The organism is Paenibacillus sp. FSL F4-0243, assembly GCF_037963295.1.
In the GTDB taxonomy this organism is placed as follows: domain Bacteria; phylum Bacillota; class Bacilli; order Paenibacillales; family Paenibacillaceae; genus Paenibacillus_AQ.
The window spans coordinates 1042629-1067456 of record NZ_CP150151.1 but is presented as its reverse complement, the minus strand read 5'-3'; the positions used below and the strand labels follow the sequence as shown (position 1 = coordinate 1067456).

The 24828-nt window shown below is 43.7% G+C and carries 22 protein-coding genes; 6 read left to right on the top strand and 16 right to left on the bottom strand.

All coding sequences use genetic code 11. The annotated features are described in order from the left end of the window. Positions 1–136 precede the first annotated feature (136 nt). Positions 137–1069: a manganese-dependent inorganic pyrophosphatase gene (locus tag NSS87_RS04635; RefSeq protein ID WP_076283885.1), complete on the bottom strand. Its 933-nt coding sequence runs from the start codon at positions 1067–1069 to the stop codon at positions 137–139. Between the two features lie 118 nt (positions 1070–1187). Then, complete coding sequence (locus tag NSS87_RS04630) at positions 1188–1985, bottom strand: AAC(3) family N-acetyltransferase (RefSeq protein WP_042185136.1); 798 nt, start codon at positions 1983–1985, stop codon at positions 1188–1190. A 167-nt stretch (positions 1986–2152) separates the two neighbouring features. Between NSS87_RS04630 and NSS87_RS04625 the strand changes: the two genes are divergently transcribed. After that, positions 2153–3130: a ring-cleaving dioxygenase gene (locus NSS87_RS04625; protein WP_339245113.1), complete on the top strand. Its 978-nt coding sequence runs from the start codon at positions 2153–2155 to the stop codon at positions 3128–3130. A 58-nt stretch (positions 3131–3188) separates the two neighbouring features. Here NSS87_RS04625 and NSS87_RS04620 read toward each other — a convergent pair whose 3' ends face one another. Next, positions 3189–3890 (bottom strand): YjjG family noncanonical pyrimidine nucleotidase, encoded by a 702-nt coding sequence (locus tag NSS87_RS04620; protein WP_042185133.1) that lies wholly within the window; start codon positions 3888–3890, stop codon positions 3189–3191. Positions 3891–4058: 168 nt separating this feature from the next. Between NSS87_RS04620 and NSS87_RS04615 the strand changes: the two genes are divergently transcribed. Beyond that, entirely contained in the window at positions 4059–4994 is a 936-nt protein-coding gene (locus tag NSS87_RS04615; protein ID WP_042124401.1) for an MraY family glycosyltransferase, read from the top strand. A 157-nt stretch (positions 4995–5151) separates the two neighbouring features. Here NSS87_RS04615 and NSS87_RS04610 read toward each other — a convergent pair whose 3' ends face one another. The 12 genes from NSS87_RS04610 to NSS87_RS04555 all read right to left on the bottom strand — a co-directional run bounded on the left by NSS87_RS04610 (position 5152) and on the right by NSS87_RS04555 (position 18534). Further along, positions 5152–5673, bottom strand: coding sequence for a mismatch-specific DNA-glycosylase (locus NSS87_RS04610; RefSeq protein WP_042185130.1), 522 nt, complete (start codon positions 5671–5673; stop codon positions 5152–5154). A 35-nt stretch (positions 5674–5708) separates the two neighbouring features. Beyond that, positions 5709–6266 carry an RNA 2'-phosphotransferase gene (locus NSS87_RS04605; RefSeq protein WP_042185128.1) on the bottom strand — a complete coding sequence of 186 codons (558 nt, stop codon included), beginning with the start codon at positions 6264–6266 and terminating at the stop codon, positions 5709–5711. Positions 6267–6308: 42 nt separating this feature from the next. Continuing rightward, positions 6309–8930: a polynucleotide kinase-phosphatase gene (locus tag NSS87_RS04600; RefSeq protein ID WP_339245110.1), complete on the bottom strand. Its 2622-nt coding sequence runs from the start codon at positions 8928–8930 to the stop codon at positions 6309–6311. Then, entirely contained in the window at positions 8930–10312 is a 1383-nt protein-coding gene (locus tag NSS87_RS04595) for a 3' terminal RNA ribose 2'-O-methyltransferase Hen1 (protein ID WP_339245108.1), read from the bottom strand. Before NSS87_RS04595 ends, NSS87_RS04600 begins: the two co-directional genes overlap by 1 nt. 42 nt (positions 10313–10354) lie before the next feature. Next, positions 10355–11158: a nucleotidyltransferase domain-containing protein gene (locus NSS87_RS04590; RefSeq protein WP_339245107.1), complete on the bottom strand. Its 804-nt coding sequence runs from the start codon at positions 11156–11158 to the stop codon at positions 10355–10357. Positions 11159–11525: 367 nt separating this feature from the next. Then, positions 11526–13550: a hypothetical protein gene (locus NSS87_RS04585; RefSeq protein ID WP_339245105.1), complete on the bottom strand. Its 2025-nt coding sequence runs from the start codon at positions 13548–13550 to the stop codon at positions 11526–11528. Then, the gene (locus NSS87_RS04580) at positions 13525–14427 is read right to left on the bottom strand and encodes an ABC transporter ATP-binding protein (RefSeq protein WP_042185122.1); all 903 of its coding nucleotides are present in this window, start codon (positions 14425–14427) and stop codon (positions 13525–13527) included. Before NSS87_RS04580 ends, NSS87_RS04585 begins: the two co-directional genes overlap by 26 nt. Then, entirely contained in the window at positions 14420–14809 is a 390-nt protein-coding gene (locus tag NSS87_RS04575; RefSeq protein WP_076283874.1) for a GntR family transcriptional regulator, read from the bottom strand. Before NSS87_RS04575 ends, NSS87_RS04580 begins: the two co-directional genes overlap by 8 nt. Positions 14810–14977: 168 nt before the next feature. Beyond that, a complete protein-coding gene (locus tag NSS87_RS04570; RefSeq protein WP_076299120.1) occupies positions 14978–15736 on the bottom strand; it encodes an amino acid ABC transporter ATP-binding protein in 759 nt (252 codons plus the stop codon). A 9-nt stretch (positions 15737–15745) separates the two neighbouring features. Beyond that, a complete protein-coding gene (locus NSS87_RS04565) occupies positions 15746–16405 on the bottom strand; it encodes an amino acid ABC transporter permease (protein ID WP_042185116.1) in 660 nt (219 codons plus the stop codon). A gap of 29 nt (positions 16406–16434) precedes the next feature. Then, complete coding sequence (locus NSS87_RS04560) at positions 16435–17205, bottom strand: amino acid ABC transporter substrate-binding protein (protein WP_042185114.1); 771 nt, start codon at positions 17203–17205, stop codon at positions 16435–16437. A 210-nt stretch (positions 17206–17415) separates the two neighbouring features. Further along, positions 17416–18534: a polysaccharide deacetylase family protein gene (locus NSS87_RS04555; protein WP_339245101.1), complete on the bottom strand. Its 1119-nt coding sequence runs from the start codon at positions 18532–18534 to the stop codon at positions 17416–17418. 484 nt (positions 18535–19018) lie between these two features. On the opposite strand from NSS87_RS04555, the gene qoxA reads away from it, so the two are divergent. The 4 genes from qoxA to qoxD are packed head-to-tail and all read left to right on the top strand — an operon-like array spanning position 19019 to position 22884. Further along, a complete protein-coding gene (gene qoxA / locus NSS87_RS04550) occupies positions 19019–20014 on the top strand; it encodes a cytochrome aa3 quinol oxidase subunit II (RefSeq protein ID WP_094871516.1) in 996 nt (331 codons plus the stop codon). 38 nt (positions 20015–20052) lie between these two features. Continuing rightward, positions 20053–21996: a cytochrome aa3 quinol oxidase subunit I gene (gene qoxB, locus NSS87_RS04545; protein ID WP_042185110.1), complete on the top strand. Its 1944-nt coding sequence runs from the start codon at positions 20053–20055 to the stop codon at positions 21994–21996. Then, the gene (gene qoxC, locus NSS87_RS04540; RefSeq protein ID WP_076283869.1) at positions 21993–22589 is read left to right on the top strand and encodes a cytochrome aa3 quinol oxidase subunit III; all 597 of its coding nucleotides are present in this window, start codon (positions 21993–21995) and stop codon (positions 22587–22589) included. The genes qoxB and qoxC overlap by 4 nt, the downstream gene beginning before the upstream one ends. Before the next feature lies 1 nt (position 22590). Further along, positions 22591–22884, top strand: coding sequence for a cytochrome aa3 quinol oxidase subunit IV (gene qoxD, locus NSS87_RS04535; protein ID WP_179281646.1), 294 nt, complete (start codon positions 22591–22593; stop codon positions 22882–22884). A 74-nt stretch (positions 22885–22958) separates the two neighbouring features. Here qoxD and NSS87_RS04530 read toward each other — a convergent pair whose 3' ends face one another. Then, positions 22959–24665 carry a methyl-accepting chemotaxis protein gene (locus NSS87_RS04530; RefSeq protein WP_042185106.1) on the bottom strand — a complete coding sequence of 569 codons (1707 nt, stop codon included), beginning with the start codon at positions 24663–24665 and terminating at the stop codon, positions 22959–22961. Between the last annotated feature and the right edge of the window lie 163 nt (positions 24666–24828).

Here is a 24828-nt window from a genome sequence, read left to right as displayed (position 1 = left end):
CTCTTACCTCTCAAAGTATTGTAGCAGAATGTGCCGTAAAACAAAAAGAACCACGTCACCCTTATAACTTTCAGTGGATGACGTGGCTCTTATATGAATGCTACTGCACCGAATAGAGTGCAATTGTTAAAATGCGTTACAGCTTAGCAATTGTTTCTGTAAGAACAGGAACGATTTGCGATTTACGGGATACTACACCTCTGAGAAGTGCTTTATTGTCATCAAGCTTAACATTGTACGCCGTTTCTACTGCACCTGCAACACGACCCAGAGCCAGACCCACAGAATCGTTATTGAGGATATCTGTAACTACAAACAAAAACAGATCCAATTCTTTTTCAGCAATAATGGAAGTAAGTGCAGTTTCCAGTTCAGCTTGTTTGGAGAGAACATCATTAACATCCACCGCGTTCACTTGAGCGATTTCAACTTTGTATTCACCCATTTTGAATTCCTTTGCATCCAAGGAAATCAGTTGAGCGATACTCTTGTCGCTAAGATCAGCTCCAGCTTTCAGCATGTCGAGACCGTAGCTTTCAGCATCTACACCAGCGATTTCAGCAAGCTCACGTGCTGCAGCTACATCTTCCGCAGTGCAAGTTGGTGATTTAAACAGCAAGGAATCAGAAATGATCGCAGACAGCATCAATCCGGCGATTTCTTTAGGAATAGCAACTCCGTTTTCTTTATACAACTTGTTAAGAATAGTAGCTGTACAGCCTACTGGCTCAGCACGATAGTATAACGGATGTGCAGTCTCAAAGTTTGCGATCCGGTGATGGTCGATAACTTCAACCACGCGCACTTGATCAATGTCATTCGCACTTTGTTGGCGTTCGTTATGGTCAACAAGAATAACCTGATTTGCTTCACCAGCTACGTTCTCTACCAGACGAGGAGCAGCGACTCCGAAATGATCAAGCGCAAATTGCGTTTCACCACTAACCTCGCCCAGACGAACGGCCTCAGCATCCCAGCCCAATTCCTTTTTGAGTGCAGCATAAGCAATTGCAGAACAAATGGTATCCGTATCCGGATTTTTGTGTCCAAAAACCAAAGTTTTTTCCATTTCCAATCTCCTTACTATGTTTTAGTGAGATTAATATACCATACATTGATAGCGGCTTCCAGATTGTGTGGTTTGAAAAATGCTTTATCGTCATTCAATTAGCCTCTTCTAAGGTTGCTCACGCCCTAGTCTTTGGAAGTGGTACCGGCTTGTCCTCCCCATGCAGTGGCTCATTATCCGAGAAAAGGTCCGGATTCACTGTCAGCATCTGGCTTAGAATATCCGTCGTTTCTACCGTCCCACATACCCTGACTAACGCGTCTCCAAAGTTACCCTTGCGCATGGCACCGCCCTCTTCAAGCTCACGCTCCACCTTCCAAAAATGCTCCGACCAAGAGAGGCCACAATGTCTGCGAGAAGGCACCATGATTTCATCTCCACCCGGCGTCACCGTATATAGCTCCTCATGGGTATCCGTCATTCTGCCTGGAATATCGACCCACTCTTCAATGCCATGGATGAACGTATTCCGCCGAAGATCGACTCCCAGCAGTACAATTTCCGCCTTTCGATCAAGTAGCTTGCCCCATGCTGAACCACGGGCGCACGGCGTATCCCAGCGTTCATCCCCCGTAGTGAACTCCTCAGCATCTGCACCTAAAGCCGCCACAGAATGCGTCGGGTGCCAAGAGCGAACAACACCTGGACGTTTACGGAATAACTCCGGTAATATCCCTACACAAGATGGGGAATCTTGAACAGAGAACCTTGGATTGTCTGCATTAATATAAGCCCAAGTATGAGTTGGCAATACGAGCAGTCCGTCCTTCATATATTCACTGAGTACATCCAGTACTGTGTTCGCGCCTCCATCTACTTCCCCAATGCTTTTTAAAGAGGAATGGACCAGAATAGTCCCGTGTGGATCAAGCTTTAGCTCCTGCAATTGTTTCATCAAGCTAGTTGTTGTGTGCATTGTACACTCTCCTTATATATGAACTGGATTTTATGATGCATAAACATCTACTTGCAAAAATCGCATTTTACTATTAAAATTATAGTAACTTAATAATACTCACTAAATCTTTTAAAGATCACAATATAACTTACTCACATTTAGCATTTACACGGAGGTAATTACACATGACATTAACATTAAAAGGACTACATCACGTATCCGCAATTACAGGTAAAGCGCAAGAAAACTTTAGGTTCTATACCGAAGTACTTGGACTGCGTCTCATTAAAAAGACAGTAAACCAGGATGATATTTCAGTGTATCATTTATTCTATGGTGATGAGAAGGGTAATCCCGGAACCGAATTAACTTTCTTCGAACTCCCAATGGCGGGCCGCAACCGTGCAGGCAATAACAGCATCTCCGCGCTCTCCCTTCGAGTGCCAAATGATGCTTCACTTACCTATTGGGAGCAGCGTTTCACCGAGCTTAACGTAGAGCATGAAACGATTCAAACAATCGGTGGCCGCCAGACTTTAGCCTTCCGTGATCACGAAGGGCAACGTTTCATTCTAGTATCCGACGAAAATGATAATGGTGTTGCCGGTGGCATCCCTTGGGCTAAAAGCCCGGTACCTGCTGAAAATGGGATTGTTGGTCTAGGTCCCGCACATCTTACAGTAGAAAGTGCAGAGCATACGGCGGTTGTACTGGAGCAATTGCTTGGCTTCCGCCGCAAAGGCACTTATCCTTCAACCATTGCGGGCCAGCCAGATGTGATTGTATTTGAGACTGGAGAAGGCGGATCAGGTGCAGAGGTTCACCTAGAGGAACGCAATGATCTAGAGCAGGAACATTTGGGACGAGGTGGTGTGCACCATGTCGCATTCCGCGTGGATAACGAGGAGGAATTGAAGCAATGGGTCGAGCATATACGCACAGCTCAGCTTCCTAACTCCGAATTCGTGGATCGTTTCTACTTCCGCTCCCTTTACTTCCGTGAGCCTAACGGCATTCTTTTTGAGCTAGCTACAGACGGGCCAGGCTTTGCAACAGATGAGCCAATGGAAAGTTTGGGCGAATCTCTTGCACTGCCACCATTTCTGGAATCGAAACGCCAGCAAATCGAAGCTTATCTGAAGCCGCTGGATACTCGGCAATAAGATTCTTCAGCTCACTTAATAAAAGGTGTGAGTCGCTGATGCGCTCACACCTTATTTTTTATTGAAGATCCGTTGTCTTGCCTACAATGTCTAAGAGCTCCGACAGAACTCGAATTTCATATTTCGGTTGAACACCCGACGTATTCTCTTTACCGAGCGGGTTAAACCAGCAAGTATCGATCCCATAATTGATTCCGCCTTGAATATCAGAGGTTAAGGAGTCCCCTACAATCAGTACTTTTTCCTTATCCGAAATTCCCAATTTAGCAAAAGCATAATCAAAAATCCCTGTCTCCGGCTTCTGACAACCAGCCTCCTCTGAAATAATGATCTGCTCAAATGTTTCACTAAGCGGTGATCCTTGAATTCTGGAAGTTTGCACTTCTTTAATTCCGTTCGTAATGATTGCTAATCGACAGCCGGCAAGCTCCTCGCACAGCTCGATCGCTCCCTGGATCAGAAAGGTTCCCTCGCCTAAGAAACGTAGATACGCTTCACTAAACGCCTCAGGATCTAGCTCCAGCGCATTCGCAGCGAATAACCGATTAAACCGTTCCACGCGTAATGCAGCAGAACTAATCTTCCCCTGCTCCAAATCACGCCACAGCGCATGATTAATCTCCTGATAACTGGCAGCATAATCCTCAGCACCTGTGGGCATCCCAACATGTAGAAATGCGTTAGATAACGCGTGACTTTCTGCCATTCCGTAATCAAACAGTGTATCGTCAGCATCGAATAAAATAACGTCGTATTTCATAAATATCCCCCAAAACTCTTTTCTCAAAAAGGTACTACAGTGATACAATCAAGTCAACTTATCAGTCAGACGACAAAAATTTACTTTTTTAAGGTAGTTTTAAGCGAATTGTGTTATTTTAAAAAGAAAACGGTGGTGAGCGTCATATTATACGTTTTATCGTTTCTAATGTCTTTTTCTATCGTCTACTTTCTAATTCCGCCGCTCGGCAGACTAGCTTTCCGACTCGATTTTGTGGACAAGCCTCGTCAGGACGTTGAGCGTAAAATTCATAGAGAGCCTATACCGCTTACGGCCAGTTACGCCATATTCATTGGATTCTTCATTACCTATCTGGTATTTGCCCGTGAATTCTCCATGGAAACCGTCGCGCTGTTTGCAGGGGGCGTACTGCTGCTGACCATAGGCACCATAGATGATTGGTACAAAACAAAAGGTAAGGATTTCCCGGCACTGCCCAAAATGATTGTGCAGGTTAGTGCGGCTGTTCTTGTTTATCTTTCCGGCAACGCATTTACAGGCTTCTACAACCCCTTCTCAGGGGATTATATCGTTCTACCCGTTGTATTACAGTTTCTATTGACGATTATCTGGATCTTCGGCGTAACCACTGTCATTAATTTCTCGGATGGTATGGATGGTTTGGCTGGCGCCTTAACTGCTATTTCGGCCATAACACTATTTATTGTCGCATTAACTAAGGGGCAATCCTCTTCTGCGATTATGGCGATTGCACTCGTCGGTGTCACCATTGCTTATCTACGCTATAACAAACCGCCTGCCAAAATCTTTATGGGCGACGCCGGGGCTACCTTTCTAGGTTTCATCCTTGCGGTAATCGCACTCGACGGTGCGTTTAAGCAAGCTACGGCCCTGTCGCTGTTCATCCCGATTCTGGCGCTGGGCGTTCCGATCTTCGACAATATTTTTGTCGTCGTCAAACGCTTTATCCAAGGCAAGTCCATTTATCAGGCCGACGCTACCCAGGCTCATTACCGCCTGCTTCGTGCAGGTTTGAGCCAGAAGCAAGTCGTTGCCGTGTTATGCTTGATCAGCGTTTGTCTATCCTTATCCTCTATCATTCTGTTGTTGATCGAGACTTGATGTATTATTTGCGGATTAGTATCGTACAGGAACAATCGCATCAGCTAGTCCATTGAAGTAATAAAAACGAGCAAGTTTCCAATCTGGAAACTTGCTCGTTTCTTGTTTGAAGTTCATACTTCTTCAAGCCCATAACTCTGCAGCCAAACACATCATCTCATCTGTCGCTTTCTTGCGTAAACTCGGCTAACCTACGGTAAATCCCTATGATCTCCTCCATAGGCATCCTCACTAATCCACTGGAAGAGGGAGCTACAAATTCACGTACACCGTCTACCTTCGGAGGTACATCCCCTTGAAATCCCCAGTTTGCTTTAGTCCTACGACTAAACTCTGTATATACACCTTTTCCTACAAAACAGGCGACCTGTGGGCGATACAATTCCAGCTTGGAGCGAAGCAATTCGCGGCCCTCATTATATTCCTCACGGGTAATATCGTCGATTCCGCGTGTAGGCCTGGAAACAATATTCGTAAAACCATAACCCAGCTTAAGTAGTTCCCCGTCCTCAGACGCGTCGTATAGCCGAGGAGTAAGTCCTGAATTGTGCAAGATTCTCCAGAAATTATTTCGTGGATTCGCGTAATGGTGCCCCACTTCACCTGAACGAATACTCGGGTTAAAACCAATAAATACAATCTGTAATCCGTGATCTAGGTGATCTGAAATTCCATCCATGTGAGTATGCCTCCTAACCAAACGTTGTTCTAATTCTATAATGGGGTATACACATTAAGACAGGAAGCCGGAATTGGGTCCGCCAGCCATACCTCATTACCCGCACAATAAAAAGTTACACCCATTTGACCAGCGCTAATCGTATCAACAGTCAGTAGAATCAATTTCCCTCTGCGGCTTCCGGCCAGACTGGCAAAATGTGTCCCTTCGGATAAATGAACATATTGGCGTCCCATTGATTGGAGTCCCTCTTCCAAAATAACTGAAAGAACGCCAGTATGAGTTCCGTGATAAAGCGTAGATGGCGGAGTTCCCGGATCATAGGTTATTTTGGTATGACTATGCCCGTACCGAGCTTTGATTCGATCTCCATTGATTTCAAATCGTTGCTTCTCGCAGCTGGCAACCACTTGCTGAATATCTCCCACAGTCACCTCAGACCATCTAGGAGCTTTCACAAGCACGGACAACAAATCGTCCAACGTACAGGAACCATCCTCAGGGTCCAAAATAAGGCCATACTGCTCTGGAGTATGCCGGAGCAATTTAGTCATAAATTTGCTTAACGACACTTCTGTAGCATTGCTTAACATTATATTTCTACCTCAATTCATAACTCATTTCTATTCTATTCTCTACAGCCGTGGATCTACAGGATCAGACTCCAAAGACAGCGCAGCAAGCACACATTCATGTACGCGTTCTATCGGCTCTTTACGAATAAAACGTTCCACCGATTCCCGGCTAAGCGCACATTCCATTAAGGCATTTCGCTCTTTTTTACTTGTTTTGCGCTGCTTGAGGCGTACAAGATTGTCCGGCTGTAAATAATCTATTCCATAGATAATATGCAGATATTTACGCCCTCTCACCTTGAGTGCAGGCTGAACCAGTTTATCTCCATTACGTGTTATAAATGTTTCTGGTTTGATAACAATCCCTTCATGCCCATCCTCCGTCATCTCTTCCCACCAACGGATTATCTGTTCCTCGTCCGCTTCATTACAAACCGTGCGGTATTCAGTCTCCATAAATAAAGGTGACAACTCCGCTAGTTCACGATTATGCTCCATATGCCAAAGATGGCTGTGCTCAAAGAAAGTTTGTCCGCTATGCGCAAGCGTGTGGAAGGGAGCAATCTTAATCCCCTCTAATCCACTAACGTCCCAGCAATACTTTTGGAAAGCTTCCTTAAAAAGATGAGCATTCTGGAGCTTCTCCTCCATTTCCTGTATCCACGAGGTAACATCTCGCCCTGATCTTTCAGCCTCACGCAGCTTCTCCAAAAGATGCTCCCGATCTAACAGTGCAGCTTCAGCCACATGTGCATATTGGGAGGAAATCAGCTCACGCGCTTTCAAGTTCCACGGTACGATCTCCGCATCTAGGAGCAGCAAATCGGTGTTATTTTTCGCAAAATAATTCGCCTGCACGAGATCCGCGTTCAGCCTACGTAACACTTCAGATTCAGTATCCCTGTCAAAAAAAGCTCGGCCTGTACGTGTATAAATCGTGCCTAACGACGGCCTGCCCACATACGATAATGCCGCCTCTTCATCCCGGAATAACAATAGAATGGCCCGGCTGCCCATATGTTTTTTCTCCGCGATCATTGTCTTCACACCTTGTGCACGGAAATAAGCAAAAGCTTCACGCGGATGCTCCAGATAGTTCTCATCTATAGACACTGAAGGCGGCGGACTCATGGTCGGTGGAATATATACCAGTTCCTCTAGTGGAACCGTAAAGTGGGAGACCGTGTCTATAGCCGCTTTAACGAACTCTCCGCGCACCGTTATCTCACCGTAAAGGTCAGACTGGACTGAGTAGCCCTCCACGAATTTGCGCAGGTTAGGTGGTGAGAATCTTCCCCGCTCCCAACGAATTAACGGACTGTCGGGATCACCTGCATAATCGCGTTTCGCTCTAACACTAACGAATTTCCCTTCAGGGTAACGGTACGCAGTTAAAGATCCACCAAATACAGCGCCTTGGTCGATGTTCACTGTATTTTTCACCACGGTTGGAAAAGGTCTAGGATCATGCCCCCAGACGATAATCTCTCCAGATTCGTGTTCGACATACCATTCTTTCCTTACAGGTGCACCCTTGCCATCCATTCCATCAGTGTCCCCATATCGGCAGAAGTCCTGAATCCGTTTGGACTGCTTGCCGATAAATTCATCGCGAATGCCGGCATGGGTAACTACGACCCGCCGCACGCCATTGCGGCCAAACAACAAGTGGCTAGGCGCGGACAACAGAAACTGTTTAAGTTCATCCCTAAGCCTTTTTGCTTCCTCATCGCCTGCTTCTAGCGCAAATGCCTCCAGCTCGGCGGCGATATTCTCGTCTCCGTGACTTAATGTAACTTTGCGGCCATCCAGGTAGCGGGCGATTTTCCAGCCATGGTTGCTGTCGATCATGCGGGCAATTCCAGCATCTACATGCTTTTTCCAAAACCTCATCGTCTTCAGCGATTCCGGGCCCCGGCTCATCACATCCCCCACAGAAATTAACTGCCTACTCTCGGGGTGTCTGTACAACCCTTGCTCGTCTTCCTTATATTCCAATCTTTCGAGTAGCTCGATCATCTCTTCATAACAACCATGAATGTCGCCGATTATATCAAGTCCTTTATCGATTTCAACCCAAAGCGGGTTCTGCTTACGTTCAAAAAGTACTGACTCCGTATTTTTCAAAAAATAAGTCGAGGCAAAGCCCTCGTCCTTAACACTCCGTAGCGAACGCTTGAACTGTCCATATTGTTGCTTGACCCGCTGGCGTCCTCGTGGATGCTCACGCTGTACATCCCGCTCCAGCAGCGTTTCCTCTGGAACATCGAGCACCCAAGCCATACATGGAACATTATACTTATCTGCTAAATCTAAATATTGCTTACGGTATTCCTCTTGCAGATGTGTAGCATCCACCACCGTCAGTTTTCCAAGTCGGCAGCGCATGGCAATGACTGAATTCATTGCTTCAAAGGCTAGACTTGAGAGCAACTGATAATCATTAAAAATAATAACTGCTTCTTCGCGGGGGCGATTCTTCCAATCCATAAAATCAGTGTCGCCAAGCATGCTACGGAAATCATCCGATGAGACGATTTCTGTCTGCAACAACGTGCCTTCATCTACTAATCTACGCAGTAAAGTGCTTTTGCCGCTATTGGAGGGACCCACCAATACAATAATTCCTGCATGCGGAAAAAGAATGGTTCGCTGCTTTTCTTTTTGCTCTTCTGTAGTCATTACAATGCTCCCTCCTTCGTAAATATCGACATCTGCGTCGGGTATCCAAAAGCGTCAGAACCCTCGCCAATTCCTTTAAAATCAACCGAATAATTAAAGGAGCTCGTCCAGCGCATACACCACTCGGAGAACTCTGCTCGTCCCCATTCAAAACGGTGATCACTATGCCGCATTTCTTCCGCTTCCATCTCATACACCTCGTTATACTCCTTGTTCGGTGTAGTCAGGATCAATACCTTAGGACTATATTCCGCCAGAATAGTCTCCATCACTCGAGCCAGCCTATATTCGTCGATATGCTCAATAACCTCACATAGAATCATAATATCCTTGTTCCGCAGCGATTCATCGAAGTAGAACAAAGAACCTGTAACAGGCGTCGGCACGGTAACTCCTTCTCGGTCTTCAAGCTTCGAGAAGCGGTCTATTGCGCGTAGCTGTGCGTTTGCGGAAGGCTCAACCGCCCAGATCTGCTTAACGCCCGGCACACTTCCGAGCCTTGCCGAAAGTTTCCCTTCGCCGGAACCAAAATCAACAATACTACTCTTGAAAGCCAACCCTTCTACTGTTTCTGCAATCGCCGCATACCGCAGATCATTTAATCTAATTTTAGGCTCAGCTGAAAGCTCAGCAGGAGTAACAGCCACTTTTTCAGAAGAAGGGGTGGATTCCTCACCATCAAATTGCTTAATAAGATTAGCAAATCGTAGTGACCGCTTGAGAATTAACGCACGCAACGGATGACTATCCAACCAGCCTTCGCCATAACGCCTGATTTTTTCAATCTCATCATCACTGATAAAATAATGCTTATCATCATCTAATGCCGGAATCAGAATGAACAGTTGACGAAGGGCCCTTTGCAGCGTCTGTTCTCCCCGCAGCCTAATGTATCGTGCAGAACTGCGGCTTTTTAAATCAAAAGAATACACTGCATCTCCTCTTTCAAGCTCAAGCTCGTAGCCAAGTACATGAAACAGTTCCTCAATCGTGTGATCAGGCAGGTTCGATGCTACTGGGCCAAAGGACAGCTCCAATTGAAATTTGTGATCTACCCAAGGCAAAAATACTTCCTTAGGCTTTCCATTAAGAGCTGTACCTAGCGCTGGACGGATATAAGAGCAGAATCGGCTGCTCGTAACAAACTCCCGATCGTTAATATATTGTGTGATGTCATTATGAGCTGTATTTCCTTTAACTAGAGCTATTGGATCTGGTGTGACATAGATAACGGCCTCTGTCTCTTCGTCGGAAGCTGCAGTGAATACTATACGCACTCTAGCTTCTTTATCGCTCCTGTCATATAAATTATGCGGGTTTTTAGCCAGCAGATGGGACAACATCCCCGCTCCTGACCCCGTCGCCTTGATGATCAAATGCATAAGCTTCATCTCTCCCTAATTAACAATTATTGAATTGTGAACTTACCAGTTCCATTGCCCCGTTTCTCCCCAGACCTCTATCAGTGCTGATCGGAACAAGATATCTAACGCTTCATCCATAACACCAACACTCTGTTCAAAAGCAGAAGCAACCGCCTCGTAATGAGCAATTCGCTCCTTCAAGTAAATATTGATAACATCCAAGCGCGGCTCCAGATTTAGTTCATCACCGGACATTTTACGAAATAACAGACTCTGCACAGCTTCCTGTAATTCTGAATCTTGTGGAATCAAATCCTGTACAAGCACATTAAAATCGAGCGGCGGCACTTCGTTGTATTTTTCAATCCAAGCGCATGCTAAGAGTGGTCTTAATACGTAAAAATATTTCTTGATTTTAACCTCACTGCCTTGCAGATAATCCCGGTAATTTCCTCGCGCCATGTTCAAATAGTGGTAAATGCATGATTTTGGCGAAAAGCTTTGTGGCGAGAGTTCACGGATACTTTCGGCTACAGCGTATTTTTCTTCATAGCGAATCGGTGATTCTAACCATTCCAGCAGAGGCGGATTAGATTTCCGAAATAGATTAAGCCCCTTCTTCAAGTCCCAACCGTTAATATCAAGCATGTCACTGATCGGCCGTTCTATTACATCCCTGTGCTCAAAAATAGATAAATACGCCTCAGGTCTCCGTATGTATAGGAATCTAACATCATAATCACTATCTTTGGATGGAAATCCCCAAGCCCGGCTCCCCGATTCACACGCATACAAAATGCGGACTTGTTCTTCAGATTCAATGGTCCGAAGCTGCTGAATGATCGATTGATGTATTTCCGACATATTAACCCCTCCCTTAAACCTTCTAAATATGCAAAAAAGACCATGGACTCCATCGTCCATGGCCGGGCTTCACCTAAATACAGAACTCCTTACCGGTTAATATAGCGTTGTTGATTCACCGGAAATGAATACACTGATTCTAAGGCTGACCTGTAAGCCAAGGTAACAGATGGACGCAAATATGGATAAGCATTATACGATGGCTGATTATTCATATTGTTATTCATCTGTCCTTACCCCCAAGTCAAATTATATTTTATTCGGTACCATTTCATCCTTAACATATCTCCAAAAGCATAATCCAACTATCCAGTTTCTGTCAACCAGTAGTCTTTTTCTGTAATCTTTTACTTACCTTATTCTTAGCTTATTTCAGTAATACTTTCAATTCAGGCGTCATATCGGACGCTTTTAACATAACGAAATCACTATAACCCTCCTTATACAGCAGCTTCACAATGTAGTTGCCATTCTCAACTCCATAATTGAAACGATGATCTATAATATCCGTTAATAGTGCCTTATCCTTCGTAACAACTGTAAGATTCTTTTCACGTGCAAGCACTAATCTTTGTTCAGGACTCGTAGGATTCTTAGCTGTTTGCTTATCCATAAAGTCGTCTTTTACAATCTCTGCCGATTGGATATCTTCAGCTGTTATTCGTATTTTATCGGCATAGCCTTTTTCGTTCATCCACTTTTCAAGCTCATGGAAAGAAGACTTCCACGGAAAATAATAACCATAATCTGTAGAAATTTGATTACTGTTCTCTTTTACCTTTACCTCTACTTGGATATTAGCCACATCAGGTTTTCCGTCCTTATCTATCTGTACTTCGTAGGACATATTCGAAATTTCGCGTTTGATAATCTCCTTTAGCTCTGAAATTTCCTGAGGATCAGAGATGGCTACTTTTTTATTCCTGTTAGTAACCCACATATAATCCAGGTCTTTGTCTAAGAGAGCTAAATTATACTTTTCATACTTGTAAGCTTCGGTATCCTTAACCGCCTTGAGCTCTGATTCAAACCCCTTATTAGGGATCCAGTATTCCCTCACTAGCTTGTGACCGTTCTCCAATTGATAGGCGATGGTAAAATATTCATAAGCGTATTGTTGTGAGGTATGTTCTGGACGTACCGCAATTACCGCTTGATGAAGTTTACGGACAGCTTCTATATAATCTTTATCATCGGAAAAAGGGTCCTGCCCCATATAGGGTGTAGTAGTGTACAAATCATCCGTGGGGGTATACCAACGGTAGTTAGATCCCATATACACACCACTAATCTTATCACCGGATGGTACTCTAGCTTCATACCCGGTAACACTTGATATCGGGATATACAGAAGTAACCCCAGCATTACTGCATAAACCGCAAACTCTGCTAACACTTTACGCGTCATAATCTGCCATGTTTTCCGAATAATCATTTCCGCTGCAACATAACCGATAATGGCTCCGATGGCATAACCACTAATCACCCAGCCCATTTGCTGTTGCTTCATTTGCGCAAAATAATTCCCGGAAATAAGCATAGTACATAACATAAATCCTGCTTTAAACAGCGGGTTGAAATATCCAAAAGCAATAGCCTGACCCGCTTTTTCCGTATTTCGTTTACGGTATAATAGATAGGACAACCCAATAAATAGAAGTGCCAATACCCCATAAATCCATAATTCTGTATTGGTGAATGGTTTGCCGGTAAAATAATACACGATATGAACAAACGGAGACCACATCTGCAAACTAGAATCTCGGAAGTTTACATTTGCATTTGCATAACCATAAAGATACATGACTAAATGGCTATTGATTAATGAAATCAGTACAACAGGAAGAATAAGCAAAATATAAATGATAATTCCCTGAAGAATAGATTGGCCCGTGCATATTCCCACAAAAACACTAAAGCAGAAGAGGAACAAAGTTAGAATACTAACTGTGATGCACCATTGCCAAATATCTGCGCCCTGAAAAATATAAAAATTACCACTCCATCGCTTAACAACCGCAACCACCCCTGCAGTTAACCAAACCGGCACCAACAGTAAGGTAAGTCCACTTGTCAGATGAGCCGTAAATAAATGCTCTCTGCGTAAAGGCAGGCTATGCCATAGATCTGATGGAGATTTTGCCTGAAGATATCGGAATAAAAAGAGTCCAGCAGCAACAGGGATCGTAATAATAAACAATGCTTGCACATTACCAGAGATGCGGAATAAATGATCGATTTCCTGCGGTTTTGCATTTGGATCGATACTCATGAACAGCTGCAATGGAAGTGCGAACATTAGGCCAAGTGCATATATAATCCCTATCCAGCCATGCTGGCGGAAGTTCTGGCGAATAATACTGCTATTAAAGTAGTATCGGCTGCGCGTCATATCCGACATCCCCCATTTCATAAATAAAGATCTCTTCTAGCGTTAATGGAAGCAAATCGAATACGTATGGCTCGTACACTTGAAAAGCCGCTTTAATTCGCTCACGATCCCCTTTTACTATGTAGAGGTTCACGCTCCCCCGGCGTTCTTGATGTAATATTTGCAGCTTCGCTGCTAACGGAATTTCATGCCGTTCATCTCGGAAGGCCACTTGAATCTTATGTGTATCCGCCTTAAGATCATCCAGGTCCTTCTCAATCAGCATCTTCCCACCATGCATAATCCCAACATGATCACACAGATCTTCGATCTCACGAAGATTATGTGAAGAAATGATTACCGTCAGCTCGCGTTCAGCAACCTCCTGAAATAGCAGGTTTTTGATCTGGCGTCGCATTACCGGATCTAACCCGTCAATCGGCTCATCCATAATAAGCACATCTGGCATACAGCTTAAACATAACCAGAATGACGCTTGCCGCTGCATCCCTTTGGAGAAACGACTAAGCTTCCGCTTCTTATCGAGCTGAAAGACGGTCCCCAAATCTTCAAAACGCTTCTGATTCCAACTCGGATAGATCGAGCGATAGAAGGCTGCCATTTGCAGCATGGTGGATTGCGGGAAAAAGTAAGGAGAATCCGGCATAAAAATAACCCGTTGCTTAGTCGTCGGGTGTTCGAATACCGCTTCACCCTCCACCTTCACGGTTCCCTTATCTGGAGAGTAAATGCCTGCCAAGGTCTTCAGCAGCGTAGTTTTACCCGCGCCATTAGAGCCGAGCAGCCCATAAATCGTCCCTTTACGTACTGTTAAAGAGATATCGTCTACTGCCTTCTCCCCTTGAAATAACTTACTGACGCCTCGAATCTCAATCATCACTTTTCCCTCCTTCTCTCTGCTTCTCCACTTGCTCATACAATGAACTAATCTCAGCTGCGGTGAACCCAAGGTATACCGCTTCCGCCATCAGTCTAAGCAACTCAGCACGTACTTCGGCTTTTTTAATCTCATTCTGTTCTTTTTTCATTGGGGCTACAAAACTCCCTTTCCCCTGCAGTGAATAGATATACCCCTCACGTTCCAATTCACGGTAAGCCTTCTGAATCGTATTAGGATTCACGGTTAGCTGCTGGGATAATGTCCTTACCGAAGGCAGTTGTTCATCAGTCTGCAAAATGCCATGTAAAATCATCTCCTTGACCTTATCGGTCAGCTGCTCATAAATCGGCTTGCGACTGCGAACGTCCAATTCGAACATAACCATCCTCCTTTCACTGTCTTCCCTTAGTTCATGATGATGTGTATTAACTGTACTACTATTATTAATACAGTTTAATCTTTATGTCAACGCAAAAACCCCCACAGTTATAAAAAACTGTGGGGACTTTTTCTCATAAATAGACACTTTATTAGCCTGAGGCGGTATTCATACTCTCGTCTCTTGATTCAGAAAAATTCGAGTGCGCTCCTGCTGTGGATGATCAAAAATCTGCTCTGGTGTTCCAGACTCCGTAATCTCACCGTTGTCCATGAAAATCACACGATCAGCCACATCACGAGCAAAGTTCATCTCATGAGTGACAACAATCATCGTCATATTCTCCTCAGCAAGTTGACGGATGACGCGTAGTACCTCGCCCGTGAGTTCAGGATCAAGCGCGGAAGTGGGTTCATCGAACAATAGAATATCAGGATTGAGCATTAATGCTCTCGCAATAGCAACCCGTTGCTTTTGTCCACCCGACAGCTTTGCAGGATACACATCCGCTTTTTCAGCAAGTCCTACCTTAGAAAGTAAGTTCTCACTTCTAGCCGTAATCTCCTTCACGCTCTCCCGTTTCAACATCCTTGGAGCTAGCTCTAGATTGCCTCGCACCGTTAAATGTGGAAATAGGTTAAAGTGTTGAAATACCATTCCCATGGACGCTGTGATCTCACGAATACTTGCTCCACTAGCGTATTTTCCATTCTCCACAAGCGGCTTACCTTGGATGAAGATGCTTCCACCCGTAATTTCCTCTAGATGTACTAGACTACGCAGCATCGTACTCTTACCTGAACCTGAAGGCCCGATAACAGCGACGGCTTCTCCCGCCTGGATATTGAAACTAACCTTCTTCAACACATCCAATTTGCCGAAGGATTTCTGTAAATCACTTACTTCTATCATGTTACTCATATTCAGACAGTCCCTCTACTCGAATTTAAAACGTTTCTCCAGTGCTTTGAAGAATAAAGTGAGCACCAGCGTCATCAGTAAGTAAATCACTCCCGCCACTACAAAGGGGGTTACAGTAAAGTCTCGATTCACTGCTGTTTTGGCATAGTTCAGTAGCTCAGGTACAGCAACGGCATACAGTAGAGCCGTATCTTTGACCAAGGAAATCGATTCGTTTGCCACGGCTGGCAAAGCTACCCTAAACATTTGAGCTAGAATTACCTTGCGCAGCGTTTGCCATTTACTCAGTCCGAGTACTTTGGCTGCTTCATGCTGCCCTTTATCAATGGAGAGCATACCCCCACGGAAGATCTCCGCGAAATAAGCCCCATAGTTAAGAATAAACCCAAGACTCGCCGCAACGAAGCGGTCCATGACCAGATATTCCCCGATCACCGGAATCTGTGGTAAACCAAAGCAAAAAAATAACAATTGCAGTAAAAGTGGTGTTCCCCGCATGACATAGATATAGGTATGTGCAATCCAAGCCACGGGCTTGATCACACTCTTCGCCATCAAAGTGACTAGGAACCCGAGCGGAATCGACACCAAAATAACAATAAGAAACAATAAAATAGTTGTACGCGCGCCTTCTAACATCGGCCCGGAAATTTGTATTATATAATCCATTTTCATTTCTCCAATAAACTCTGTATATTGACCTTCTATTTCAATACCTTATTCTCACCAAACCACTTCGTGGAGATCTTCTCAGCCGTTCCGTCGTTGTTCATTTCATCCAAAGCCTTTTGAAGTTCTTCCAGTAGTGCCTCATTGCCTTTCTTAATTCCAATACCGTACTGCTCAGGAGCAAGCGATTCATCTAGTAGCTTAAAGGTATTAGGCTCTTTTGACATATAATATCTGGCTACCACTTCATCAATGACTACACCATCCAGGCGCTTAGTCTTCAAATCTGTGAGCGCTAGCACATTATCCGGAAATTCCGACAGATTAGCAATTTGGTCTTTAATCGGATTAGCATTTAATGCATCGGCAGCGGAGGATAGACTTTGAAGTCCTACCTCTTTACCCGCCAAATCCTCAAGCTTTGAAATAGTGGAATCCGCTAATACGACTACTACCTGACTATTCTCAAGATAAGGCTTAGTGAATAACACCTTTTCCTTACGTTCATCTGTGATGGTATAACCATTCCAAATCATATCAATGCGCCCACTATTCAGTTCTGACTCCTTAGCTGACCAGTCAATAGGCTGAAAAGTGATTTCTTTGCCCATTTTCTCAGCTGCAGCTCTTGCATAGTCGATATCAAACCCAACAATTTCATTATTCTCATCTCTAAAGCCCATCGGAGCGAACTTATCATCAATCCCAATCACCAGCTTTCCATCCTTGCTCCCAGAAGACGAACAGCCTGATAAAGCTGCAATAACCATGATCATAAATAAAACTAAAAGTGCATTTTTCTTCATCTCTTTTATCCCCCATCGTTGACACAGTGCTGTGTGCTTTAGTTCGCTAATACGTTATCAGAGTATCATGATAACATGACAAATTAACTACGTCGATAGATTAGAGAAGTCTACATGTGTCAAATCTACAAAGATTTCAGACAAAAAAAAAAGACGACAGATCAAATCTGCCGCCTCAACAATATGAATGATTTAATTTCACTATCAGATTTAGCGCTTATCGTTCCAAAAATTGTTAGGCTCCATATCTGAAGTAATAATATGAAACGAATAGCCTTCTTTCTTCAGCGCCTCTAGGATGCGTGGAAGAACTTTAAGTGTAGCCTTTTGATCATGCATTAGAATCACTGGGCTGCTCTTCTTCAGACTATGAACTTCTCTCATAACTGTATTATAGATGGAATTACTATCGTTCTTATATCTCCAATCCTCAGAGTCAACGTTCCAATCCCACAGGTGGTACCCTTGAGTTAGTATCTTATCTCTATAAGCTTTTGTTAAATAAGGCTTACTACCATAAGGTGTACGAATCAGCGTTGTACTTTGACCTGTAATCTTCTTCAGAATTGCATTATCGTCATTCATCTCTTTCAACGCAGAAGCTGGAGAAGCATAAAATTTATCTTTCACATGTGTCATGCCGTGCAAAGCAGGTGCATGTCCATCTTTCACTAAGCGTTTCACTTGAGACGCGTGTGCGTTCATGTTATTTCCTAACATGAAGAAGGTTGCCTTCGCATCATACTTCGCCAAGATATCAAGTAGTTGGGAGGTTGTAGCGGATGGGCCATCATCAAAGCTAAGATATACAACTTTCCCCTTTGTGCCTGTCGTCCCTGTAGTTACATTTTGTTGCAAATCCTTTTTATGTTGATTCACGAATGCAGCATCGTCTAATTTAGCCCCGGAATTATACACTCTTAATAAAGATTGAGCTGGCTTAAACGAAATTGAAAATCCAAGATGAGAGGTCATCTTCACAGGAACCATCGTTCTACCATTTTCCACAAATGTTTTCAGCGGGATAGTCTTTCCATTAGGGAGAAGAGCTGTTGCGTGATCATTCAGCAGTTCAATGGAACCGTTGTTCCCTTGAACATGAATACCAACACCCTCAAGGGTAAGATTCAGATTCAGTGCTAGTGACAAGTCACGCAGCGAAACATAATATGTATCCTTTATCGACACTGCATCAATTTTAGTTAATTTATCGTTCACCCCTAATTTCAGGGATCCTGCACCCGCAGCATTCACTGTATCTATCTCTCGTACCAAGCCCGTACATACGAATAATACTATAAATAATAGCCACACTTTCTTTTTAAACATCTCAAAAAATCTCCCATCTCGTATATTTACCTATAACATTATCATAGATTAATAGATAGAAATTTGAGAGATTGTAACTTAATACAGAATAATTTGTTACCCTTTTTAAGGCTTGCAGATATTTCGACAAAATTCATCAAATACGGATTTCGGCCAAATCCTGTCACACCAACAATAAATGGTTAAATTCCAATCCTTTTGCACAAAATAGATGTGTCCAAATTAGCAACTTTAGTAAATTATTGAACAAAGTTTGAACAGAAATAAATAACCATTAATCAGCGTGGCTACAGTGATCTTTATCATATCATTAGGAACTTGTAACAAATTGATCACACATATTTAACTTGATCGCCATTATTAAGGTCTATTATGGCTTAGATGGAAAAATAAGTCTTTTGCTTTCTTTCTCATTAGTTCTTACTATATATGAAGGTAATGATGAGGGTTAATTAATAGAAGTATTGAAGGAAGGAGCTTAAGCATGAACAAAAAGGGACCGTTATACGCTTTATTTCTCAGCCTAATTTTACTCTTGCCAGGATGCAGTTCAATCGCTGTTCTGAATCCGAAGGGGCCGGCTGCGAGAACTCTGTCTGACACGATCATCCTCTCCATTGTTGTGATGCTCGGTGTTCTAGCAGTTGTCTACATCTTATATGTCTTTGTACTTTTGAAGTACCGCGCTAAGAAAAGTAACGAAGATTATATTCCTCCTCACGAGGAAGGAAACAAATGGTTGGAGGCCATCTGGATTACAATCCCGATTATTATCGTGGCATTCCTCTCCGTGGTCACTGTCAAAACGACAGTAGATGTAGAAAACGTTGCAGCGGATTATAAAGATCAGAAACCGCTTGTAATCTACGCTTCCTCCTCCAACTGGAAATGGCATTTCAGCTATCCTGAGGAAGGTATTGAAACCGTAAACTACGTGAACATTCCAGTTCACCGCGCTGTCGAGTTCAGATTGTACTCTTTCGGTACGATCTCAAGTCTCTGGATCCCTCAATTGGGAGGACAGAAATATGCGATGAGTGACATGCTTACCACTCTGCATCTTTCAGCGGATACTGTAGGTTCTTATACCGGAAGAAATGCGAACTTTAATGGTAAGGGTTTTGCCCACATGGAGTTCGAAGCCCTTGCGATGACTGATAAGGACTATCAAGAATGGGTAAAAGACGTTAAAGAAACAGCAGGTCCATTAACCGAAGACGAATTCAAAAATCTTTTGAAAATGGAATATGTCGGACGCAAAACATACACCAACACTCACTTATCCTTTAGCCCTCCTCCAGGAGACCATGGCGACCATATGAGTAATAATGGTAAAGAAATGGATATGGATAATGGAACTATGGAACATCAGGATAATAAAGAAATTCATCCGTCTCCTGCACCATCTAGCGAGACAGAATTTAACAGTGAACCTAATCCAGAACTGGATGAACAGAGCACTACACATGAAGGACATTAGTCCATGTTAATTGAGCAACTTGAAAGGAGCGATTCCTAATGGATTGGGATAAATTTAAGGTCCATGGCGAACCCCTGATTTACGGGGCTATGGCAAGTATTGTTTTAGCTACAATCGGGATTATCGTCGGCCTAACCTATTTTAAAAAATGGGGATATTTATGGCGCGAATGGTTAACTACCGTTGACCACAAACGTATCGGGGTTATGTATATCCTTGCTGCGCTACTAATGCTTTTCCGCGGCGGCGTTGACGCTATTATGATGAAGCTGCAAACTGCAGCCCCAGACATGAAATTTCTTGACGCACAGCATTACAACGAGGTATTTACAACACACGGCTTGATCATGATCCTCTTTATGGCCATGCCGTTTATTATCGGTCTGATGAACGTTATCGTACCGCTACAAATCGGTGCCAGAGACGTTGCCTTCCCACGTCTTAACGCTGTCAGCTTCTGGCTCTTCTTCTTCGGAGCAATGCTGCTTAACATTTCGTTTGTTATCGGGGGATCACCAGATGCTGGTTGGTCTGCATACTTCCCACTAGCAAGTATAGAGTTCAGCCCAACGGTGGGTAACAACTACTACTCGCTCGCGCTACAAATTTCAGGTATCGGTACACTCCTCACAGGCGTTAACTTTATTGTAACGATTCTGAAGATGCGTGCTCCTGGTATGAAGCTGATGAAAATGCCAATGTTTACATGGTCCGTGCTAATCACGAACGTAATTATCGTATTCGCTTTCCCAGTGCTTACGGTTGCGCTCGCTTTGATGATGTTCGACCGGTTATTCGGCTCTCAATTCTTCACGATGGCCAACGGCGGTATGGATATGTTATGGGCCAACCTTTTCTGGGTATGGGGACATCCAGAAGTATATATCGTTGTACTACCTGCCTTCGGTATTTATAGTGAAATTATCGCCACCTTCTCCAAAAAGAACCTGTATGGATATACATCCATGGTCTTTAGTATGTTGATCATCTCCCTCTTGTCCTTCTTAGTATGGGCTCACCATTTCTATACAATGGGTCAAGGCGCTATGGTTAACAGTTTCTTCTCGATTACTACTATGGCCATTGCCGTTCCAACAGGTGTGAAAATATTTAACTGGCTATTCACCTTACGAAAAGGGCGAATATCATTTACGACGCCGATGCTATATTCGCTTGCCTTTATCCCGATCTTTACGATTGGTGGGGTAACAGGTGTCATGCTGGCCATGGCCAGCGCCGATTATCAGTACCATAATACAATGTTCCTGGTAGCACATTTCCACTACGTTCTCATTCCAGGTGCTGTATTCGCCGTTATCGCAGGTTTCCACTACTGGTTCCCTAAAGTATTCGGCTTCCGTTTGAACGAACGTCTTGGTAAACATGCCTTCTGGTGGATTATTATTTCCTTTAACGTATCGTTCTTCCCACTGTTCCTTCTCGGACTTAAGGGAATGACACGTCGACAATACACTTATTCTGCGGATACCGGATTTGGTCCGCTCAGTATGGTCTCGTTCATAGGGGCGATAGGTCTTACAGTCGGATTTGTAATTCTGGTGTATAACATCTACTGGAGTACACGTTATGAACCAAGAGATACAAATGGAGATCCATGGGATGCACGTACACTGGAGTGGGCAACGAAAAGTCCGATTCCAGCTTACAACTTCGCAGTGGTTCCAACCGTAAAAACACGCGATGCCTACTGGTTCTCTAAACAAGACAACGTACCTCTATACGAAGATAAGATTACTAAGATTCATATGCCTAGCAATTCAGGCAAACCATTTATTCTGGGTGTTATCTTCTTCATTGCAGGATTCTCTCTGGTATTCAGTCTCTGGATTCCAGCCATTCTCTCTGGAGTAGGTATCCTCATCGTTCTAGCTGCTATGTCCTTCGATCGGGATCATGGATTCTACATCCCTGCAGAAGAAGTTATTGCTACTGAAAAGAAATTGCGGGGTGAGACAATATGAAAATAGATGCGTCTAAGCCGCTTGAATACTCAACAGAAGAGAATAGTAATAAAATCTTTGGCTTCTGGGTCTTTCTAGGAGCAGAGATTGCACTGTTCGCTACGTTGTTCACTGTTTACTTTGTAATGGTAGACCGTTTTGCCAGCGGCCCTAGCGGGCCGGACCTTTTTGAAATTGGTCCCGTGATGATCGAAACATTACTGCTGTTGACAAGCTCATTTACGATCGGTCTTGCAGTTCATGCTATGCGGCATGGTTACCAGAAAGCTATGATGGTCTTTTTCGGACTAACCCTACTAATGGGTCTCGGCTTCCTTGGTATTGAAATCATGGAGTTTGTCACTTATGTTCACGAAGGGGCTACACTTCAAACCAGCGGATTCCTATCCAGTCTCTTTGTACTGCTGGGAACACACGGAGCTCACGTATCGTTCGGGTTCCTGTGGGGTGCGGCTATCTTAATCCAGTTGAAGCGTCAAGGTATTACTCCGGCTACGGCCAATAAATCCTTTATCTTCTCGCTGTACTGGCATTTCTTGGACGTTGTCTGGATCTTTATTTTCAGTTTCGTCTATCTGAAAGGACTGATGTAGCATGATGAAGCAACTGTTTCCAATTCGCCATGTGATGGGTTTCTTAGCCTCTCTTGTCCTTTCTGTGGCTGCACTTGCTGTAATCTACCTTGATCTATCTAATAGTGCGAACATGGCTATCCTGCTTATTACAGCGCTCATTCAGGCTTCCCTGCAGCTCTTCCTGTTCATGCATATTGGAGAATCAGCTGATACCAAGAAAGAACTCTACATCAATATCGCCTATGCCTTATTCGTTGGCTTAGTTACGATCTTTGGTACGCTCTTCATCTTCGTATGGGGCTGGTATGCTTAACTCCATTCAATAACACACAAAAGGACGTCTCCAAAGCCTAAATGGCTCTGGGACGTCCTTTTTTTCATTTCGCGTTATAATTTAAATCGCGCTAAAGTCTTCTGCAGATCTTCCGCCAGCACCGCTAAATACTGAGCTGATGCGGACATTTCCTCCATAGCAGACAGTTGCTGCTGACTAGCTGCGCTGGTGTCCTGAACACCCACTGCCCCTTTATTGGATATTGCATTGACCTGTTCCATTGCTGCCGCTACACCTTGTGACTCTAAGGAGACATGTGCAACTGCCTCTCTAATCTCTTCCGTCTGCAGCGTAGCTTCTTTAATAGAACTTTGAATCTCATGAAACGCTTGAGATACGAGCTGACTTTGAGCTACGCCGTGAGAGACTAGCTCGGAGCCGAAAGCCATTGATTCTACTGCTCTTTCAGTTTGCTTTTGAATATGCGTAATAATATCCGTTACTTTCAGTGAACTGTTTCGTGTCGCTTCTGCAAGACCCCGAATTTCTCCGGCAACTACAGCAAAGCCGCGTCCATGTTCTCCAGCTCTCGCTGCTTCAATAGAAGCATTAAGCGCCAGCAGGTTCGTCTGTGTTGCAATTCCGTTAATCGTAGTAATAATTGTATTTATATCCTGAGACAGCTGCCCAAGGTTACTAATAATCTCTTGGCTCTGAGTTACGCCGGAGTCGATTTCCTTCATCTGTTCAATGATGTTATCTACGGCGATTACCCCTTGATCTGTTGAACCAGAAGCGACTCCCATAAGGTCGGACATTTCAAAACTGCTACTTTCTACGGCCGAAATATTATTGGTCATAGCTTGTATAGACTGAGAGGTACGATTAATACTTTCCGTCTGTTCATCAAACCCCGCTGCAATCTCTCCAGAAGCTTCGGCGATCATTTGCGAAGCCAGCGAGGTCTGCTCAGCACTAGCGCTCATCTCTTGCGATGAGGCTGATAACAATTCTGCACTCTCCGCAATGCCTTGCATCATCTTCCGTAAGCTCTCCAGCATATTGTTAAATGAGCTATTAATTTGGCCGATTTCATCCTTTGCGGTATACGTTGCTGTGACGGTTAAATCTCCATTTTCCGCCCGCTTCATTAAACCTTGCAGTTCCTTAAGAGGTTTCGTAATCAGTCGAATGATTGCAACACTAAGTACGATACAAATGATCCAAGAGAACGATATCAACACTATACTTTTAGTCTTCATGCTCTTAGCGGTAGCCGTAGACTCTGAATTATGATCTCCAGCTCCCTTTAGCAGCGAATCGCTTATTCCTTTAAGCATATTGATCATTTTCTCACGAGAATTACTAAACTCACCTGTGAATACTTGAAAGGCCTCTTGACTACCTTTGCTATCCGCAACCTGAATAATATTATCTCTTTGTGCACGATAGTCTGTTAAGGAGGACTCATACTCCTTTATTTTATTCACTACCGCACTATCATTGTACTGGACGGTCTTCAACTTGTTCAAAAGATTATTATTTTCCTGAACTTTCTCCGTAATGCTCTCTTTCAGTTGTTTGTTCTTGTTTACATCAACGCTCATCAAGCGCTCCAAGAGAAAAGCTTCAATGGCCCGATTGTTTGTACGCATTTGTCCCACGTAAGAAACAGGCAACAAGTTTTCATTATACGTTTCTGTTGTTTTTTGAGCCATTTTGTCCATGGTGATAAAGCCAGTTACCCCCACAATGTTCAACATGACTACAGAAAATACCAATAGAATCCCAATTTTGAATTTCACTTTCATATTCTTCATCTGCACTCCGCCTTCACATGATCTTACTAACTATCTATTTTTATCGGTAAGAAAGGCGAATAGTGTGATGATTTTTAAATAAAATCATGAATAAAATGTCGAAAAAAAGTTTCTGTTGTCAAATAATGCAACGAACGAAAACAAAAAAACGGACACTCGATCC

What these genes read in the sequence shown, in the direction of transcription:
- NSS87_RS04580 (WP_042185122.1), bottom strand. Translation starts at nt 14,427, where the DNA reads ATGATTGAGATTCGAGGCGTCAGTAAGTTATTTCAAGGGGAGAAGGCA.
- NSS87_RS04605 (WP_042185128.1), bottom strand. Translation starts at nt 6,266, where the DNA reads ATGTTAAGCAATGCTACAGAAGTGTCGTTAAGCAAATTTATGACTAAA.
- NSS87_RS04635 (WP_076283885.1), bottom strand. Translation starts at nt 1,069, where the DNA reads ATGGAAAAAACTTTGGTTTTTGGACACAAAAATCCGGATACGGATACC.
- NSS87_RS04630 (WP_042185136.1), bottom strand. Translation starts at nt 1,985, where the DNA reads ATGCACACAACAACTAGCTTGATGAAACAATTGCAGGAGCTAAAGCTT.
- NSS87_RS04625 (WP_339245113.1), top strand. Translation starts at nt 2,153, where the DNA reads ATGACATTAACATTAAAAGGACTACATCACGTATCCGCAATTACAGGT.
- NSS87_RS04600 (WP_339245110.1), bottom strand. Translation starts at nt 8,930, where the DNA reads ATGACTACAGAAGAGCAAAAAGAAAAGCAGCGAACCATTCTTTTTCCG.
- qoxB (WP_042185110.1), top strand. Translation starts at nt 20,053, where the DNA reads ATGGATTGGGATAAATTTAAGGTCCATGGCGAACCCCTGATTTACGGG.
- NSS87_RS04610 (WP_042185130.1), bottom strand. Translation starts at nt 5,673, where the DNA reads ATGGATGGAATTTCAGATCACCTAGATCACGGATTACAGATTGTATTT.
- NSS87_RS04560 (WP_042185114.1), bottom strand. Translation starts at nt 17,205, where the DNA reads ATGAAGAAAAATGCACTTTTAGTTTTATTTATGATCATGGTTATTGCA.
- NSS87_RS04590 (WP_339245107.1), bottom strand. Translation starts at nt 11,158, where the DNA reads ATGTCGGAAATACATCAATCGATCATTCAGCAGCTTCGGACCATTGAA.
- NSS87_RS04555 (WP_339245101.1), bottom strand. Translation starts at nt 18,534, where the DNA reads ATGTTTAAAAAGAAAGTGTGGCTATTATTTATAGTATTATTCGTATGT.
- NSS87_RS04615 (WP_042124401.1), top strand. Translation starts at nt 4,059, where the DNA reads ATGTCTTTTTCTATCGTCTACTTTCTAATTCCGCCGCTCGGCAGACTA.
- NSS87_RS04620 (WP_042185133.1), bottom strand. Translation starts at nt 3,890, where the DNA reads ATGAAATACGACGTTATTTTATTCGATGCTGACGATACACTGTTTGAT.
- qoxD (WP_179281646.1), top strand. Translation starts at nt 22,591, where the DNA reads ATGATGAAGCAACTGTTTCCAATTCGCCATGTGATGGGTTTCTTAGCC.
- NSS87_RS04585 (WP_339245105.1), bottom strand. Translation starts at nt 13,550, where the DNA reads ATGACGCGCAGCCGATACTACTTTAATAGCAGTATTATTCGCCAGAAC.
- qoxA (WP_094871516.1), top strand. Translation starts at nt 19,019, where the DNA reads ATGAACAAAAAGGGACCGTTATACGCTTTATTTCTCAGCCTAATTTTA.
- NSS87_RS04595 (WP_339245108.1), bottom strand. Translation starts at nt 10,312, where the DNA reads ATGCATTTGATCATCAAGGCGACGGGGTCAGGAGCGGGGATGTTGTCC.
- NSS87_RS04575 (WP_076283874.1), bottom strand. Translation starts at nt 14,809, where the DNA reads ATGTTCGAATTGGACGTTCGCAGTCGCAAGCCGATTTATGAGCAGCTG.
- NSS87_RS04530 (WP_042185106.1), bottom strand. Translation starts at nt 24,665, where the DNA reads ATGAAGAATATGAAAGTGAAATTCAAAATTGGGATTCTATTGGTATTT.
- NSS87_RS04565 (WP_042185116.1), bottom strand. Translation starts at nt 16,405, where the DNA reads ATGAAAATGGATTATATAATACAAATTTCCGGGCCGATGTTAGAAGGC.
- qoxC (WP_076283869.1), top strand. Translation starts at nt 21,993, where the DNA reads ATGAAAATAGATGCGTCTAAGCCGCTTGAATACTCAACAGAAGAGAAT.